The sequence below is a fragment of the Sporomusa sp. KB1 genome (assembly GCF_007830295.1).
In the GTDB taxonomy this organism is placed as follows: domain Bacteria; phylum Bacillota; class Negativicutes; order Sporomusales; family Sporomusaceae; genus Sporomusa.
This window is the reverse complement of record NZ_VLKC01000002.1, coordinates 1206673-1224850: the sequence shown is the minus strand read 5'-3', so window position 1 is coordinate 1224850 and position 18178 is coordinate 1206673. Positions and strand designations below refer to the sequence as shown.

The following is an 18178-nucleotide window of genomic DNA, read 5'->3' as shown; positions in this document are numbered from 1 at the left end:
ATGGTGTTGAGGCTGTATATAGAAAAAGGACCTGGAGAGCTAGGATTTATAGGTGGTTGATTTTATTCCCAGTTTACGAAGACGGTAGTGCAAATCTTGTCTGGAGATACCCATATGTTTGGCACTGTCGCTTACGTTGCCGTTTTTCATCTTTAAAATTCTTTGAATATAAGATTGCTCACAGTGGCGAAGATATTCGGATAATGCTTCCCCAGAGGGAGTAGCACCTTCTGGCGTTTCTACAGGCTTATCCGATATTTTATTGAGCATTCGCTTTATTAGAAAAGAAGGCAAATCATCAATACTTAACTCTGAGGCTGTATGTTCAACAATACTCATAGCGCTTTCAATTACATGTTCTAGTTCGCGGACATTGCCTGGCCAGCTGTATGAGGATAGTAATTCCAACAGTTCTGGATTTATTTGCTTAATGTTCAAGCTCAATTGCTGATTAAACCGGGAAACAAACTCCAGGATGAGTACCGGTATGTCTTCTGGACGCTCTCTTAGTGGCGCGATGTGTAAAATCACCGGTGTTAAACGATACAGGAGGTCTTCACGAAATAAGCTCTTACTTGCCATTTCGTAGAGACTTTGGTTGGTTGCACTGATTATACGGCAGTTAATTTTACGCTCTTTTTTATCGCCGAGACGTCGCACCACCTTATCTTGTAGTAATCTGAGCAGCTTGGCCTGCAAGGGCAGGCTTAATGAATTAATTTCATCCAGAAACAGAGTGCCGTTTTCGGCCTGTTCAAACAAACCGGGAGAATCTATGGCACCAGAGAAAGCTCCTTTTACTGTCCCCATAAGCAAGCTTTCCATCAAGTTTTCAGGTAATGCAGCGCAGTTGACGGCGATGAAAGGACGTGAGCTATAACAGCTTGCGTTATGGATTCCCTGGGCAAAGAGCTCTTTACCAGTACCGGTTTCCCCATAAATCATAACAGTTGATGGCATTGGTGCAATTTTCCTGGCTTGTTTAAGTGCCTTTTTAATGAGCGGACTGCTACCAATAATGTCATCAAGGCTAAAGATAGTGCCGTTTAGCCGGTTCTTCGATTTATTACGCCCAAAACATTTTACTACATTGGTCAGTAACTCATTTATGGTGGGGAGATCCCTGTTAATAGAATATACGGCAGTTAGTTCCCCATTCTCGAAAAAGGGGTAAGAATTGTAAACTATATCAACCTTTTTCCCGGTATATAGTTGGTATGTCATATATTGTTCTAATAGCGGCTTTTTACTTTGCAGCACTGCTATGCGCTGGAGGTTTGATAGAGGGGGCAAGGAATACACATCTGTATCCTTTTTTCCAAGCATAGTTTGACGATCAGTGGCCTCAATTCTTTCAAAAGCCCGGTTGTAAATTAGAATGGTTCCATCCTTATCTGCGGCATATACACCCTCTGATATAGCATCGATAATTTCATGTAATAACTGATTTTCCCTAGTCAAGTCTTTAAGACTTTTTTGCGTCTTTTCAATCATCTAATGTCTCATCCTTTGCATATCGTATTTAAAGAAAAGAATTTTTTCACTGAAAAAATTCTTTTCTTTTGTTTGTGAGTCCAGTGTATACAACACTTTCGGCCAGCAGGTGAAAAGAAGTTTTTCGTTGGTAGATAATTTTTACATCAAAATCATGGTAAGACTCTTGCAATAAATGAGTGACTTTTTGCAAGAGTCTTACTATTCAGTTGATTTTTGCATGATGTTGTGATGTTGGCATGATAATTGCGATAATTACAAGGCGTATCGATTCCTAATAAGGAAGGAGGGCTTATGGGAGTTACTTTATACCATTTTTATGATATTTGGCAACTATACCATGGACTTACAAGCCAGAGGAATTCTAAATCTTGCTGAAATTATCAAAACGCAAGGTGTTCCCCGTGCCATTGTGGAGATATTTGCAACCCTGCCCTTTAGTTCAATCATTTTGCCGATAATACTAGTCCTACTATTTATTTCCACAGCCACTGCTATTAATAGTATAGCATATACCCTCGCTATGGTAACTACTGAAAAGTTAAAAACCGGCGAGAAACCAGCAAAATGGAACCGGCTATTCTGGGCCTTAGTGCTTGGGGGCCTTTCGCTCACGTTAATTATTCCTGGGGGGGATGAAACCGCTTCAAGCGGCGGCGGTTGCAGGGTCTTTCCCAACCATGTTTATCATGGGGATCATATTGTATGGTTTTATTAAAAAGGCGGGTAAAGATTGGTGAGAACCAGTTGAAATAAGTCTTGATACAACAGCGCAAGGGCTAACGATCACATAAGGCAGGTATTCAAAAGTATTAAAGACTAAATTACAAATTATTAGGAGTGTGAGGAAATGTTCAGGTTTACTGCAGAACAACAGGTGTATGACATTAATGGTGTAAAGATTGGGGGGCAACCGGGGGAATTTCCGACAGTGCTGATTGGGAGTATGTTTTATCGGGGACACAAAATTGTACTTGATTCAGTCAAGGGGATTTTCAACGAAGCTGAGGCTAAAGCCTTACTTGACTTGGAAGCAGAAATGAGTGCCGAGACAGGTAATCCCCGGATAATCGATGTTTTGGGGGATACCCCTGAGGCGTTGGCCCGTCATGTGGAGTTTATTCTTAAACATACTTCTTCCCCGTTTCTGCTTGATAGTGTAAGTCCGGAAATTCGGACAGGTGCCTTAAAACTGCTTGGCAAGGATTCGGCAATCATTAATCGCCTTATCTACAATTCCATAGAGGAAAACTACACTGAGGATGAACTCAGCGTTATAAAAGAATTTGGTGTTAAAACTGCGGTAATCCTGGCTTTTAGTAAAAAGCATCTTAAGCCTAGCAGCCGTCTAAAGTTGCTGGCGGGAGACGGAAAAACCGAAGGACTAATTGCTGCCGCGAAACGCGCCGGTATTGAGCAGTTTTTGGTTGATCCTGGTGTACTTGATGTTGCCAGCAATAGCTGGACTACGAAGGCCATCTATGATGTAAAAGAACAGCTGGGGTATCCCGGAGGCTGCGCTCCTTCCAATGCTTTATATCTATGGAAAAAGATGCGTTCCAAAGGGTCCCCGTACTTTGAAGCAGCAGGTACTGCTGTCTTTACCTATCCTGTGACTCAAGGGGCTGACTTCCTTCTTTATGGCCCGATAATGAACGCTCCTTGGGTATATAGAGGAATTGCTACTACGGATGCAATGATGGGCTATACAACAAAACTTACTGGTACTAAACTTGGAACGACTGAGCATCCACTACTAAAATTATTCTAGCCCCAAGCTTGCAACAAAAAGACTTTCAGTGGCTAGTGAAGGATGTAACTGTGGGGCATGCCTCCCAGTGAACATAAAACAATAGTAAGGGAGAGGTGTTGACAATGATACCAAAATTTAATGTATTAACACCTGATCAAGTACAGCAAGTCAATGATCAGAGTATGAGAATTTTGGAAGAAATCGGAGTGGAGTTTTCCTATCAACCTGCTCTTGATGTTCTACAAGCTAAAGGCCAGAGAGTAGAAGGACAGCGAGTTTACTTCCAGAGAAAATTTGTGGAAGAGCAAGTAGCTAAGGCTCCTGCCGAGTTTACTCTCCATGCGCGTAACCCGGAAAACAACCTGGTAGTCGGTGGTGAGAATATCATCTTTATGCCTGGCTATGGCTCACCATTTATCCATGAAGCAGACGGAACGCGGCGTAACTCAAATATGGCAGACTATGAAAACTTCGTAAAGTTAGCCCATATGAGCACCAACCTGCATATGACCGGCGGTAATGCAGCCGAGCCAAACGATGTTCCCGACTCAATTAGACATCTGAAAATGACTTACAGTTCCATAACACTTTCCGATAAATGCTTTATGGGCAGTGCGTCTGGCTATGACAAAGCACAGGACAATATTGAAATGGCAGCCATTTTGTTTGGCGGCAAGGACGTAATCAAAGAAAAGCCAGCCTTGATTTGCCTCATTAACTCGGTTACCCCGCTAAAATATGATGACCGTATGTTAGGTGCTTTGATGGCCTATGCACAATCAGGTCAGGCCATGGTAATCGCCTCCTTGGTAATGGCCGGGTCAACAGGACCGGCAACAATGGCCGGTGCGTTAGCCCTCCAGAACGCTGAAGTATTAGCCGGAATTACATTAGTACAAAGTATTAACCCTGGTAACCCCGTAGTGTATGGTTCAACCTCTGCTATCACTGATATGCAGACCGGGTCACTATCTATCGGTAACCCTGAAGGAGCTTTCTTCACTTCTGCCAGTGCTCAACTGGCAAGATTCTATCGGGTTCCTAGCCGGGGAGGCGGTGGTTTGAGCGACTCTAAAATTGTCGATGCCCAGGCCGGTTATGAATCAATGATGACATTGATGGCTGCCAGTGTAACAGGGATCAATTTCGTTCTGCACACTGCCGGTATTTTGCAATATTTCATGGCAATGTCTTATGAAAAGTTCATCGTAGATGATGAAATTGCCGGTATGATTCTGCGGTATCTCAAAGGTATTGATTTCTCTGAAGATAAGTTTGCCTATGATGTTATCAAAAAGGTTGGTCCGGGAGGACATTTCCTCACGCAGAAACATACCAAACAAAATCACGCTAAAGAGTTTAGACGTGTTCAGCTTAGCGACCGGTTATCTTATGACGGCTGGGGAAAAGAAGGGCTGGATACCAACAAGCGGGCCGAGCGCAAATGGAAAGCACTGCTGGCCGAATTCCAAGCGCCTGCACTTGATAGCAATGTTGGACAAGCTTTGCAAGCTTTCGTGGAAAAGAAGACTGCCGAATACCTTAAAGGTTAGTATTTAGTTTAATCATTAAAATAAATGGAGGTATATTTCTATGAGCGATATTTTCGAAAACTTAAAAGAGGCTATTCTTGATGGTGATGATGATTTGGTAGTTGAATATGTACAGCAAGTTATTGATCAAAAGATTGATCCTGTTGCAGCCATTCAAAACGGCCTAATCAAGGGTATTGAAGAACTTGGTGCAAGATGGAAAGCCGGGGAAGCATTTTTGCCCGATGTTATGATGGGAGCAGACGCCCTGAAAACTGGGCTTAATATGCTAGATCCGATTGTTGCTGAATCAGGCGCCACTGGTGGCGAAGCTAAAGGCAAGATTGTTATCGGCCAAGTAGCCGGCGACATTCACGATATCGGTAAAAACATTGTTGGTGCTTTGATGACAGCTGCCGGCTATAAAGTCTATGATATAGGTATTGACCAACCGGCAGAAAGCTTCCTGGCCAAAGCCGAAGAGGTTGGAGCTGATATCATTGCCGCCGGGGCCTTACTGACCACTACCATGGCCGCCCAGAAAGCGATCGTTGATTATCTTAAAAGCCAGGAAATGCGTAAAAAATACAAAGTCATGATTGGTGGCGGTCCTACCAGTCAGGCTTTCGCTGATGAAATTGGTGCTGATGCCTGGGCTGAAACCGCCGACGAGGCTGTTGCTCTTTGTGATAAGCTTGTTGCTAAGTAATTAAGGCAACACCAATTAAGTACACTTGTCCCCTTTTGGATTCTTGTAGGCAGGCTGAGAATTCTTGCTGGCTATAAGAACGGAAAGGGGACATTTGTATAAGTTCAGTTATGAAGGTCGACGAGGTTTTTCTATTGTCAATGAGGTTAATTATATTGAATTGGCAGTGCAAAGTGGCTTTCAGAAGAAGTTCGTAATCTAGGGGTTATTTGAATTTAATTTTGGATTTTGCTGATAAGAACGCCCAAAATGAGAAAGGGGCCGTGTTGAAACATTTACGTTTCAATACGGCCCTTTCTCATTTAAGGCGTTTGTTGGTTATCAGATTGGCCGGTATCTAGCTCAGGACGGCAAGTAGGAGTAAATACTTCTGAGTTACTTGACTCAAAGAAATTGACCAAACATGGATTGCACTGATGAGGGGGCAGTCGATGATAGGATCGTGCCAGTTTTACACCCAAAATTCTTACATTGAGAGAGATTGCCAGCTCTCTTGAGTTAGTAAGATGCAGTTGTTGAGTATTAATATCACATTTCAGATAAGCATTCATGCCTGTGCGTGCATGGTAATGCACAAAGGTTTCGTCAAAAGGCAGCTTAAAGAATATAAAAGTCACAGGCTGTGTGCCGTCGTGAACAGATGCTACATATTCTGCACAAATGCTGATATAACCGGTAAGATGCATTTGTTTAGGTGATACTACACATTGCTCGATTACTGGTGTTGATGTTACACGAAGTAGAAAATCAATGTCAGGTTTATCACCAGGGATTGTTAAGTTACTGTTGGTCGCAAACTGACGGGCTCTTCTGTGCTTCGAATGAGCCATACTCTTTCCTCCTTAATCTAATGATATACGCTCTGCATGCAATTATATGTATTATTTCTGGAGCTTTATTAGTAGTTTATGATTTTAAGTGAAATGTGTTCCGTATATAACCAAAAACTAGCAAGCTGTTTACATAAAAAATAACAATTGAAAAAAATATGTTTTTAATAATCTTTTTTGATCTTGGATTATCTAGCACTAATACAGCGTTTTCTAGTGTTTATGTAGCCGTGTTTTGGAACTACCGAACAGTATACTACATATAATGAAGCAGATGAATAAATTACATCCGAAGTTTTTCTAACAGCCAATTATCCAATAGTAAGGAGGAATATACATGGATGACAGCTTGGTTACCGTTGCTGGGCTCTGTGACATTAGAGGAATCAATTTTACAAAAGGAGTAGATAATTTTTGGACTCAAATCTCGATCCAGGAAAATTTAAATATTCCTGATATAAAACCAGAGATCGAGCAAATCACAGGAGTAAATGTGGCAGTAAGGATCATTAGAAAAAAGGTAATTGTAACACCTAGTACAGACTCGTGTCCAAATTTTGAAGGCAAATTACTTACAGGGCGGAAGCTAATTGTTGAAGGAGAACTTTGCCAGACAATATCCTATATTGCCGCTCGCTGTGAACAACCTGTACATTCAGCTCGTTTTGTTATCCCGTTTTCCGCTTTTATCGTTATTCCCAAATCGGTGCGGGTATGGTACAAAGAGGACGATCATGAGGTAGATTCGCTGCATACTATTTTCCAGATTAATACTTGCTTAGAAGACGTGTTTGTCAAAAAAATTACTCCAAGAGAGGTATTTGATAATGTAATGTTACTGCTACAGGCTGTACCGGTTACAGCCGACATTTGTCATGATGAGGGTTAGTCAGACAATATGTACAAAAAGGAGGAAGAAATATGAGGTATTGCGATAAAGAACCTGACAAAGAAAATGTCAGCATAGAGTCTGTGGATTGTAGAGTTATGGGTAAGTTTCAGAAACCGAGGCGGTCTGAACCTGAGGACCGAACCCAACTTCTGACTATTAACGGTATATGCTCCCCAGAAAAGCTAGAAAAGTTTTTAGATGACGGTGCTATCCGACGTTGGACGGAGCTGGTGGTACCGGAAGTGTTATGTATTCCATCATTTAAACCAGATATTGAGCAGCTGATAAGCATTTCCGCTGCTGTGGAACTTATCTGTGAGCGGGTAATCACCACACCGTTCAAAACAACTAACTCCAAGCTTTCTCCTCCTATTTTTAATCAAGAAGGTACAGCAATAACCGGAAAGAAATTGGTGATAGAGGGAGTTCTGCGTCAAAAAATTGTATATTCTGCTTGCCAGACGCAAAGTGTGCATGCTGTGCATTTCGATACGCCGTTCTCGGCGTTTATTGTCCTTGATCCACAGGATCCGCTCACAAGAAAATTCAAGGTAGAGGTCTGTATCGAGGATATATTTATCACAGATATTACTCAGCGAAAAATATTTAAAAATGTTACATTGGTCATTAGGGCGTTGTCCCTCTTACGCTAAACAAGAACAAGGAGGTTCTCACTGATGAAAGTATGTCAATGCTTTGGGCAGAACGCTGTTGAGATAATAGGCTTGTGTGACCCCGCCGAAACGACTATATTTGTGGAGCGGCAGGATGAAGATGATTGTGTTGAGGTAGGAGCCTGGACACAAATATCTGTTCCGGAATTATTTAGACTACCTGGTGACAAACCTGATATCGGAACGATTGATAAAGTGTTTGCTGAAGTAAAAGTTATTTCAACTAGGATTGTAAATACACCAATAGGGCCTTGCCCCACAAAAGAAAATATTGAAGGCACCAGGCTGACCGGAAAAAAACTGGTAGTTGAAGGTGTATTAAAGCAAAAGATCGTTTATACTGCAGCTAGAGCGGATCAGCCGGTTTTTACTGTGCATTTTGACGCAAAGTTTTCGGCATTTATTGTTTTGACACCACATGACGATCATAAAGATTTTTGCGTAGAGGCCTGTATTGAAGACGTATTCGCGATACCATTTAATCCAAGAGAAGTATTTAAAAATGTAACGCTGTTTTTGCAGGTAAAACCGTTTAGTGATACCGATAGCGATAGTCGTGTTTATTTTGAATGAACATGTAATTGAGTAAATTGATAGTAATAGTAAAAAGAGGTCTCCTAAAAGTTAATAGCTTTTTCGGAGGCCTCTTTGCTATGCATTTAATCTTCGTATTTGAATGCGAATGCCACACCGTGACCATTTCCAATCCTAGTGTACGGCTGAATAGTAGTTGGCGCATGAAACCCATCGGGGAGAACAGGATCTCTACCCTGTTGCTTGCAATAACCGCTATTATATGACTTGTAGTTATATTTGTAAGAGGGCGGTTCAGAATCGTAGTTATGATGTGGCTTGCAGTTCTGGTTGTGAGAAGGAGAATTATAATCGGTGCTGTGATTCGGCTTGCAGTCATAGACGTGAGAGGGAAGAGTATAATTGTCACTGTGATGAGGCTTGCAATCCTGGTCGCAAGAGGGCGGTTTGCAATCGTAGTTGTGATGAGGCTTGTAGTTCTGGTTGTAAGAGGGCGGTTTGCAATCGCAGTTGTGATGAGGCTTGCAATCCTGGTCGTAAGAGGGTGGCTTACAATCGCAGTTGTGATGAGGCTTGCATTCGTCATTGTGATGAGGTTTGCAGTCGTCATCGTGATGAGGCTTGCAGTCGTCATTGTGATGAGGCTTGCAATCGTCATTGTGATGAGGTTTGCAATCGCAGTTGTGATGAGACTTGCATTCGTCATCGTGATGAGGTTTGCATTCGTCATTGTGATGAGGCTTGCATTCGTCATTGTGATGAGGCTTGCAGTCGTCATCGTGATGAGGCTTGCAATCGTCATTGTGATGAGGCTTGCAGTCGTCATTGTGATGAGGTTTGCATTCGTCATTGTGATGAGGTTTGCAGTCGTCATCGTGATGAGGTTTGCAATCGCAGTTGTAATGAGGCTTGCAGTCGTCATCGTGATGAGGCTCGCATTCGTCATCGTGATGAGGTTTGCATTCGTCATTGTGATGAGGTTTGCAGTCGTCATTGTGATGAGGTTTGCAGTCGTCATTGTGATGAGGTTTGCAGTCGTCATTGTGATGAGGTTTGCAGTCGTCATTGTGATGAGGTTTGCAGTCGTCATTGTGATGAGGTTTGCAGTCGTCATTGTGATGAGGCTTGCATTCGTCATCGTGATGAGGCTTGCAATCGTCATTGTGATGAGGTTTGCATTCGTCATTGTGATGAGGTTTGCAATCGCAGTCGTGATGAGGCTTGCAATCGTCACTGTGATGAGGCTTGCAATCGTCACTGTGATGAGGCTTGCAATCGTCATTGTGATGAGGCTTGCATTCGTCATTGTGATGAGGTTTGCATTCGTCATTGTGATGAGGCTTGCATTCGTCATCGTGATGAGGCTTGCATTCGTCATTGTGATGAGGCTTGCATTCGTCATTGTGATGAGGTTTGCATTCGCCATTGTGATGAGGTTTGCATTCGTCATTGTGATGAGGCTTGCATTCGTCATTGTGATGAGGTTTGCATTCGTCATTGTGATGAGGTTTGCAATCGTCATTGTGATGAGGCTTGCATTCGCAGTTGTGATGAGGCTTGCATTTGTCATTGTGATGAGGTTTGCAGAGACTTCCATGACTAGGATTAGAGCACTTTTTATGCGAATGTTTAGGGATACGAGAAAACTTAAGTTTACACAGTTTTAATAGTACTATTGTGTTAATCATCCTTGGACTAACAACTTCAGTGTCGGAAACTCTAATTCTAGTTTGCAGGCAAGTATTGAAGCGTTCACGAGCAAACCGGTGAAGCAGCAAACCGTTGAACGGTACCTCAGCTTGTAGGAAGTGAATAGGATCTGAGTGGTCAGACGAACATGCAACATATTCTATACGGATACATACATGTCCAGTAAAAAAAATCTTTTTCCGTATAGTTATAGTTTTATCAATTTTTGTAGCTGTAGAAATGCGAAGTATGGATTGGATATCAGGCTTATGTTTGGGTACGGTGAGCATACCGTTTACGGAAATTTGAGTACATCCCATATTCAAATCTCCTCCTATCTTCATATGATAAAGCAGGTAGGTTATTTAATCGTCTACGGTAAGGGCTAAAGTTTTTATGATAGCTACCTACTAAGTACTGTTGCAAACTAGAAGCGGTAATTGGCATCGTCATCATGTGGGTGGGAACAATAATTGTATGTTTCTTCAAATACCGGGCAGATAAATATGACTGTGTTTACTATCAGGCATCTGCAATCTAAGCAGCGGACAGAGATATCTTCTATTGCCGAGCATACTTGGATTACTTCATCCTTGATAGGGCCTAATAATATTAAACTGCAAAAGGGGATTTCAAAATGGGCACAATGGACCGACTGGCAGGGGTCATCCGCGGCAAAAGTAACCTTGATCTGTTTTGTGCCTTCGACAACAACCTTGTTCCCAACAGGGGTACAAATAATTTTAGCTGAGCAAATGACTACGTTTACACACACTTCCAACACATCGTGGATGTTAGGATGGGGGTGTGGTATACATAATTTATCAGTTTCGCAGAATTCGGTGAAGGGATGTCGGGGAGGACACTTTGGAAACTGTGATGTCGGAGTAATACCCGTAACATCAACACACTTACTACTCATGAGGGTTCCTCCTTATCTATGAAATGTCTTATATCTTCCATTTGTATTATTTTATGGTTTTAGGAGGACTTCTGTTACTATAACTAGATATTAATTAAAATTATTATGTTTGGTTGCGTCTTCTAAAAAAAGCCGGTGCGCTTGTGCGCTCCGGCTTTGTGGTCTTATGGTGTATCATCTGTGAGACAAGCGGTAGTGCTGGTTAGTCCTATTGAGGAAATATCATCCCAATTAATTAAAATGGAGGAACCCACCGCATAAAGTGTTTCGGCGGCTCCGGTGAAGCCGAGTATCGGTGTAACTCTTGAGGGACTAACTAGGATGTCGGTAGAAAAAGTCGGGCAGCAGATGTTTCCAGGAATACATTCTATCGTCATGCGAATAAAACGAGGGTCACAACACTCTTCCATCCGTTGCGCAGAGGACGCTTCTACGCTTTCATCTGAATCAGATGTGGAACTATCCGGGCGGGTATTTGTCTGTCGGCCGCAATCCCAGTCTTCGATTGTTCCTTGATAGACAATACCGCATTGAGTGACAACAGTAGCTCTTACGTCTCCCAGTATGCAACCCAAATTTATTCTATCTTCATCTCTCAAGGTCATAATTTACGTTACTCCTTTCTTCTAAATTTCATATAAGCGAAGTACTATATTTACCTGTTTGTAAGCACGAAACCCCGGAAGACCGGGGTTTCGTTTTCTCCACAAGGCAAGACATTAATCAGTAACAAGGCAGTTACGACTTGGGCCTATGACGGCAATATCCTCTAAGTTAATTAATATAGTGTCGTCCTCTATAAATAATGGTCCAGCTGCTGTTAAACCTACGATATTGGCAGGGGCACCTGCTACTTCTGGATTACAGCACACAAAAGCAGGAGGGCACTCTAGGCGCAGGCAGATGAATTTGGGCTCTTCTTCGCATTTGACCTCAACTTCAACCGGTTTGGGGCAATGATGTTTTTTCTCTTCTTCCTCTTTGCATTCTTTTTTATGGTCATCTTTGTCATGACCATACTCCATAGTCATAGCTGGGAAAACAACTGGGCAGCCGTATTGCGCACGGGTATGCTCGTCGTCTTCTTCAACAATGACTCCTTGAAATATAAAACCACAGCAGGTTACGACGGTAATATTCACGTTCCCTAATACGCAGTCCAGATTAAATCCTTTTCCTTTCTTTTTCCCACCAAATGGCATAATTGAATCTCTCCTTATTAAATAATTTTTTTGGCGTTTGCCTACTATATACTATGCAACGCTATTGTTAAGTGCTTATGAAAAATAGACTTTTTTATTTTGCATGTTTGGTTGCACACTGTAATATATGCATGAACATGGCTGTGGTTAATTGTCTCCCCAAAAAAATAACATTAGCGAGCGTATTCAGGCTGCCTGTGCTTCAGGAATGGACAGTGGCCCTGCTATTCGTAAATTCGAGGTTATGGTTGATCAAGCAGCTCCTCGTCACAGAGTAGCTTCGCGCTGCGGTCAATTTTGTCCCGCAGTAGCTTTCTTCGAAAGTAATCCACATGGTCGAACTCGCCCGCGATTTCCCCAGCGGCGAGCCGCAGGACGGATTTGCTGTAGGTGTTAGACGTACGTTTGTGCCAGAAACAAAAGTCCAGAAGACAAGATATATGCCAAAATTCTTATTAAATAAAAAAAGCTGATCCATGTAGCGGGGATCAGCTTTTTCACATATCAGCACCCTTAGGAATAAAGTAATTACTGACATATATCGTTAGGAGGTAGTAACATGCCGGATAGTGCTGAGCAATCTCACTCACCGATAACTATTAGTTTATGTATGATAGTAAAAAACGAGGAAGCTACAATTGAGCGTTGTTTGCGATCAGTTGAGCAATTTGTAGATGAGATTATCATAGTAGACACAGGTTCAACAGATAAAACAAAAGAACTGGTTAGGCAGTTTACTAATAATATTTATGATTTTGAGTGGATAGATGATTTTGCTGCCGCGCGAAATTATGCATTTAGTAAGGCTACGCAGGAATATATTCTCTGGTTGGATGCTGATGATGTTATTTTGGACCAAGACTGTCAAAAGTTACTTGAATTAAAAGCAACTCTCAGTCGGGAAATTGAAGTCCTTACTATGCTTTATTATTTAAGTTTTGACACAGATGGAAACGTATTATATCAAATACGTAGGGAGCGTTTGGTTAAGCGAGAAAAAAATTACCAGTGGATGGGAGCAGTTCACGAATTCTTAGCAGCGCAAGGTATCCAGTTAGATGCAGAAATTGCTGTAGCCCACAAGCCTGTAAAACATGATAGCGATCGCAATCTTAAAATCTACGAAAAACTGCAGTTAAAAGGAGAAGAATTCTCACCGCGAGATTTATATTATTACGCCAAAGAGTTAAGAGATCATAATCTCTATAACCGGGCAATAGAACATTACCAAAAATTTTTAGCAACAAAACAAGGGGCGCTGGAAGATAATATTGCTGCCTGCGCTAGTTTGGCCGATTGTTTTTATGAACTCCATGATGGAGAAAATGAGCTTAAATATATATTTCAATCTTTTCAGTATAGTACTCCCCGAAGCGATTTCTGTTGCCGGCTTGGTTTTCATCATCTTAATAATAATCAAATAAAACAGGCCACATTCTGGTATACACTGGCTACTCATCTAACGACCGCGAATTCCTCATGGGGGTTAGTGAATAATCAATGTGCAACCTGGTTGCCTCATCTTCAGCTGTGCGTATGTTATTCACGTCTTGGAGACTACAAATTAGCTTACGAACACAATGAAAAAGCGGCAAAATTTATTCCCGATAATCCAATGATTCAACACAACCGAAACCTGCTACAAAGTAAACTGAATATTGAGCCTTCGAAAGAGTGATAACTGAATTCCAGAGTTGTATTAGGAGCGCCTATAGTAGAGGAGGTCTCAGCGTGGTCTGCAGTTTAGGCGATAATAGACAAACTGAAGATAGCACGGGAACAGACAAATATAAAACAATTTCACAAGGTCTTACCAGTATTATCGTCATAACTTACAACAAGCTGGATTATAACAAGTTTTGCATTGAGAGTATTAGGAAATATACGGAACCGCACTCGTATGAACTTATTGTTATTGATAACCACTCAACCGATGGTACGGTTGAGTGGTTGCAAGGCCAGCAAGATGTTAAAGTAATTCTAAATAGCGAGAATGCCGGTTTTCCCGCAGGCTGCAATCAAGGCATAAAAGCGGCTAAGGAAAACAATATTCTTCTATTAAACAATGATACGATTGTGACGCCCAACTGGTTAACTAACCTTACAAAGTGTTTATATAGTGCCAGTGATATCGGTGCTGTCGGTGCAGTTACTAATTCCTGCTCAAACTTCCAAAGTATTCCCTGCGAATATTCCAGTGTGGAAGAAATGATCCGGTTTGCCGGACAAGTGAACCACTCTAATCCGGGACTTTGGGAGGATAGAACACGGCTTGTTGGTTACTGTCTGCTGATTAAGGACGAAGTAATAAATAAAATTGGTTTATTCGACGAAGATTTTTCACCTGGGAATTATGAAGATGACGATTATTGTTTGCGTATCAGAAAGGCTGGTTATCGTTTGGTTTTGTGCCGGGATACCTTTGTACACCATTTCGGTAGTGTATCTTTTAAGGAGCAGGCTAATCAATATAACTCCCTTTTGGAAGTTAATAGACGAAAATTTGCTCAAAAATGGGGATTGCCTCCGCACTTGGCCGCGCCATATCAGTTGACACAAGATGTAGAGGCAGGAAAGTGGTTTACGTATCAATATGAATTTAGTTATTATCAGCATTGGGTAGAAAACACGAGAAGAAAATTTCTTTCATTTATGGATCAAGCTGAATTTAGCTTGTTGTCAGGCGATTTGGAGAAAGCTGCGCTGGTAGTGAAGCAGGCAGGCGATTATGGGTATCATTCTCACCCAGGCTTTTTTATTTCGCCCAGGTTAGAGCTAATTCTTCACAAAGTGGCAAAGACACTGAATAGCCGGGTAACTACACACTTACCTCCCAAAAATATGGAGAAGCGAAATATATTGCATGTACTGAGTCAAGGTTGTGCTGCCAGCAGTCACATAAAAACACTAGAACGTTGGGTATATCTGGATTCTGAATCAATTCATTCTATCGTAGTTACTCTCAATAGTACGACAAATCCTCAATGGTTAGTAGATGCGGCGATTCATTCTGGTGGATGGTACACTACTCTTGATACGGCAAATCTAAGTCTGTGCCAAAAAGCTAAGGCACTGCGTGACGCAGCCGCTATGTGGGCCGATGTAGTTGTTTTGCATATCCACTCCCATGACCCGGTTGCACCGATAGCTTTTGGCGTCGCCGGCGGTCCGCCGGTGGTCTTTGTTAACCATGCAGACCAGGCTTTTACGATAGGTATGAGTACGGCTGATATCATAGCTGAGCAACGAGCTGTCGGACAAAGAATAACTTTGTCCCGCAGAAATATGAATAATTCCTTTTTATTGCCGATTCCTTTAGGAATTCCACAAAATTTTCGCGATAAGCAAGCAGCCAGAAAGGATCTTGGTATAGGCAAGGATAGCGTGGTTTTTTTGACGAGTGCTACGCCATATCAATTAGTATCCTGTGGTGAATATAGTTTTTCACATTTAATTAGAGAACTAATTAACAGGCACCCAAATATCGAGATTGTAATTGTTGGGTCTTCTGAATTAGGAAAATGGACGCTACTTAAGAGTCAAAGTAACAGTCGAATAAAGGTTTTTGACTTCCAGCAGGATTTGAAGAAATTCTACAGTGCGGCTGACGTATACCTTGATTCGTTCCCTTTAGGGGCGCCTACAGCAGCACTTGAAGCAGGTGCTGTGGGTATCCCGGTTGTTGGTTTAGCTACGGATTTTGCCGCACATTTTAGCGGTGACATAGTGCCAGATATTGTAAAGACGCATTTCTCTAATCTGGAAGAGCTGTTCACGATTATCGACAAACTGGTAAATGATGAAGTATACCGTGTTAATCAAGGGGAACATCTAAAATCTGTCATACTGCAGCACCATTATTTAGGATGGCAGGAAAATTTAAATACGTTATACTCGCTTCTGCCTATTGCTCATCAACCTGTAGGAATACCGGTTGTTAGGGAACAGACCGCTACTAACAGTGACATCGTTTGGGCGTACTTTCAGTATCGGTCTGGGTTCAGCCGTTCAAGTTTTGGCTAAACAGTCCGGGAATCTTTAAGCATCTCAGATTCATTCTAGGTAGAAATTTTTTGACGCTTACTTTTCAAATATTAGGCGGTTAATTGCACAGACTACTGGATGGCACATAAGATATACCATAATGAAAATAGCATACTTATGTTCTGCATTTCATTCTCGCTTACTTGTTGCGGTTTATTTTTTCGATTATTCATATCTGAGAATATAAAGGAAGGAGTATTTTAGTTTGGAGGATATAAAAGCTTTTAAAGAGGGAGAAGAGATGGGTTTACTCGACTTTATTATATTGTTTGAGGCTTTCAAAAAATCAATGGATAGTTTACCTGGGGATACTGCTATTCAGTTAGCAAAAGCAATACTTTCACTTGATAATGTCAATGTGCATCAAGGTATTAACGAGTATTTCAGAAAATATCCCATTACGGTAAAAAGTATTGATGAGATGCAAGATAATGAATTGGAAGTTTTAGGCTTGAATAGGCAATATCTAAAATACAATTTCATTGATGAGTGGGCACATGAACAAGTAATGAGCAATAGTTCATTTTCAACCGAGCGATATCAATATATGTTTCCCCAAAAGCAAGGCAGCCCGCCTCTTTATAACACATATGTCTATGCTACTCTCGAGCAAGGTATATTTAGAGCTATATGTCCTAAATCTGGTCATGTACTTGAGACATCAATTTCATTTCCAGTATATCTTGAAGAATTAGGGACACATTTTATTTTCTATAGGGTTGAAGGGAGAGAAGATTTTTATATAGCTACGGCAGGTTATGCAAATTTGAAAAGTTTTCTTTATTTACCTAAGCATAATGTAGTCATTGTTTCGCCATTGTATTTTCAGCTTGGCTATCCGACGAAATATGTAATTTCGGCAATTTCTCAATTATACAGAAAATTTTTGATATTTACAGAAAAAACAATTAGTTTTTTGCAAAAACCTGCAAGAAATTTGGCTCTACTATATGGTATGCAGACTAATCTAGGGCATTTTTTCCTAAACGAGTATAGTGGCTTTTATCGTATCATTATGACTGGCTTATATAAAAAAGTACAGAATATAGTAATATATAAAAATAACAAAATTCCATTATATCAGCTTTTTCCTGAGTTTAACAAAGCAGCTTGCTATAGTTGTGACAATGCAGATGAGTTATTTGAAACATGCATGACACATGGGTTGTTTTCATTGTACCCTTGTGTCTCTCATTTATCTGCAGACGCTGCCTTCCATATCCAACAAGCTGCCAAAAGTTATTGCAGTGGAAGTCAAAAACGTCTGCTAGCCGATTGTGTGGCAGATCCTCTAATTTTTATTAATCTACGTAAACATAATAAAGCCTGGCTGGAGCAGGTCGATGGCATCATTAATCTTGCGAGAGCCTTAAAACAAAACTATCCCAATGTTGGGATTTTTTTAGATGGTTTAAGTGATTGTCAAGAAGATGCAGAGTTGATTAATCATGCGTTGCATAAGGATATAGTTGTCTATAATGGTGTTAATATTTCTTTGCTGGATACAATTTGTTGGGCGTGCAGAACAGATGCTTATCTGTGCGTTATCGGATCGGGTCTAGTATTGTTAACTTGTATTGCTAATAAACCTGGAATTGTACATTCTGAGCATAACCATATGTGGCAAGTGCGTGCGGGCGGCTTCTGGAGTGGACTCAGAAATGATATATTTGCTCCTATCGTAGTATCAGAAGATGAGGTTGTAGTATTAAAAGAGGAAGGTGCACCTACAACAAGTTATGAAAAGTACTCTATGGATTGGCATTCACTATATAATCGGCTAATTAAGATTCTATATCCATCATCATGGATAAAATAATATTTTAGTCTGTTTAGGTGAATTCTTTGCCAGCTTGCTTGAAATGAGTTGTGGTATCGTTTCAATGGATTATGGGTCTTTATC

General features: G+C 41.2%; 16 protein-coding genes and 1 pseudogene. 11 read left to right on the top strand and 6 right to left on the bottom strand.

Going from position 1 to position 18178, the window contains the following annotated elements; genetic code table 11:
- Nucleotides 1-39: 39 nt before the first annotated feature.
- Nucleotides 40-1494, bottom strand: a complete 1455-nt coding sequence (locus SALPA_RS09415; protein WP_145092767.1) for a sigma-54-dependent Fis family transcriptional regulator — start codon at nucleotides 1492-1494, stop codon at nucleotides 40-42.
- Between the two features lie 319 nt (nucleotides 1495-1813).
- On the opposite strand from SALPA_RS09415, the gene SALPA_RS09410 reads away from it, so the two are divergent.
- The 4 genes from SALPA_RS09410 to SALPA_RS09395 all read left to right on the top strand — a co-directional run bounded on the left by SALPA_RS09410 (nucleotide 1814) and on the right by SALPA_RS09395 (nucleotide 5488).
- Nucleotides 1814-2212 carry a BCCT family transporter gene (locus SALPA_RS09410; protein WP_145092765.1) on the top strand — a complete coding sequence of 133 codons (399 nt, stop codon included), beginning with the start codon at nucleotides 1814-1816 and terminating at the stop codon, nucleotides 2210-2212.
- Between the two features lie 132 nt (nucleotides 2213-2344).
- A complete protein-coding gene (locus tag SALPA_RS09405; protein ID WP_145092762.1) occupies nucleotides 2345-3265 on the top strand; it encodes a tetrahydromethanopterin S-methyltransferase subunit H in 921 nt (306 codons plus the stop codon).
- A 104-nt stretch (nucleotides 3266-3369) separates the two neighbouring features.
- A complete protein-coding gene (mtgB, locus tag SALPA_RS09400) occupies nucleotides 3370-4800 on the top strand; it encodes a glycine betaine--corrinoid protein methyltransferase (protein WP_145092759.1) in 1431 nt (476 codons plus the stop codon).
- A gap of 40 nt (nucleotides 4801-4840) precedes the next feature.
- Nucleotides 4841-5488 carry a B12-binding domain-containing protein gene (locus SALPA_RS09395; protein WP_145092756.1) on the top strand — a complete coding sequence of 216 codons (648 nt, stop codon included), beginning with the start codon at nucleotides 4841-4843 and terminating at the stop codon, nucleotides 5486-5488.
- A 302-nt stretch (nucleotides 5489-5790) separates the two neighbouring features.
- Here the strand turns inward: SALPA_RS09395 and SALPA_RS09390 are convergent, their stop codons facing one another.
- The gene (locus SALPA_RS09390) at nucleotides 5791-6318 is read right to left on the bottom strand and encodes an SPOCS domain-containing protein (RefSeq protein ID WP_145092753.1); all 528 of its coding nucleotides are present in this window, start codon (nucleotides 6316-6318) and stop codon (nucleotides 5791-5793) included.
- Between the two features lie 337 nt (nucleotides 6319-6655).
- Here SALPA_RS09390 and SALPA_RS09385 point away from each other — a divergent pair, with 337 nt between their 5' ends.
- The 4 genes from SALPA_RS09385 (at nucleotide 6656) to SALPA_RS30250 (ending at nucleotide 10085) form a co-directional block, all read left to right on the top strand.
- Nucleotides 6656-7207, top strand: a complete 552-nt coding sequence (locus SALPA_RS09385; RefSeq protein ID WP_145092750.1) for a DUF3794 domain-containing protein — start codon at nucleotides 6656-6658, stop codon at nucleotides 7205-7207.
- A 32-nt stretch (nucleotides 7208-7239) separates the two neighbouring features.
- Entirely contained in the window at nucleotides 7240-7863 is a 624-nt protein-coding gene (locus tag SALPA_RS09380) for a DUF3794 domain-containing protein (RefSeq protein ID WP_145092746.1), read from the top strand.
- 24 nt (nucleotides 7864-7887) lie between these two features.
- A complete protein-coding gene (locus SALPA_RS09375) occupies nucleotides 7888-8457 on the top strand; it encodes a DUF3794 domain-containing protein (protein ID WP_145092743.1) in 570 nt (189 codons plus the stop codon).
- Between the two features lie 269 nt (nucleotides 8458-8726).
- A complete protein-coding gene (locus SALPA_RS30250; RefSeq protein WP_222427933.1) occupies nucleotides 8727-10085 on the top strand; it encodes a hypothetical protein in 1359 nt (452 codons plus the stop codon).
- 117 nt (nucleotides 10086-10202) lie between these two features.
- Here SALPA_RS30250 and SALPA_RS33205 read toward each other — a convergent pair.
- The 4 genes and pseudogenes from SALPA_RS33205 to SALPA_RS09355 form a co-directional block, all read right to left on the bottom strand.
- Nucleotides 10203-10397: pseudogene (locus SALPA_RS33205) on the bottom strand (DUF3794 domain-containing protein); the annotation flags it as partial.
- Nucleotides 10398-10534: 137 nt separating this feature from the next.
- On the bottom strand, nucleotides 10535-11029 hold the full coding sequence (locus SALPA_RS09365) for a DUF3794 domain-containing protein (protein ID WP_145092741.1): 495 nt from the start codon (nucleotides 11027-11029) through the stop codon (nucleotides 10535-10537).
- Between the two features lie 164 nt (nucleotides 11030-11193).
- Nucleotides 11194-11634: a hypothetical protein gene (locus SALPA_RS09360; protein ID WP_145092738.1), complete on the bottom strand. Its 441-nt coding sequence runs from the start codon at nucleotides 11632-11634 to the stop codon at nucleotides 11194-11196.
- A gap of 114 nt (nucleotides 11635-11748) precedes the next feature.
- Entirely contained in the window at nucleotides 11749-12231 is a 483-nt protein-coding gene (locus SALPA_RS09355) for a hypothetical protein (RefSeq protein WP_145092735.1), read from the bottom strand.
- A gap of 559 nt (nucleotides 12232-12790) precedes the next feature.
- On the opposite strand from SALPA_RS09355, the gene SALPA_RS09350 reads away from it, so the two are divergent.
- The 3 genes from SALPA_RS09350 (at nucleotide 12791) to SALPA_RS09340 (ending at nucleotide 18094) form a co-directional block, all read left to right on the top strand.
- Nucleotides 12791-13909: a glycosyltransferase family 2 protein gene (locus SALPA_RS09350; RefSeq protein ID WP_145092732.1), complete on the top strand. Its 1119-nt coding sequence runs from the start codon at nucleotides 12791-12793 to the stop codon at nucleotides 13907-13909.
- Between the two features lie 53 nt (nucleotides 13910-13962).
- Nucleotides 13963-16254, top strand: a complete 2292-nt coding sequence (locus tag SALPA_RS09345) for a glycosyltransferase (protein WP_145092729.1) — start codon at nucleotides 13963-13965, stop codon at nucleotides 16252-16254.
- Between the two features lie 226 nt (nucleotides 16255-16480).
- Nucleotides 16481-18094 (top strand): hypothetical protein, encoded by a 1614-nt coding sequence (locus SALPA_RS09340; RefSeq protein WP_145092727.1) that lies wholly within the window; start codon nucleotides 16481-16483, stop codon nucleotides 18092-18094.
- Nucleotides 18095-18178 lie beyond the last annotated feature (84 nt).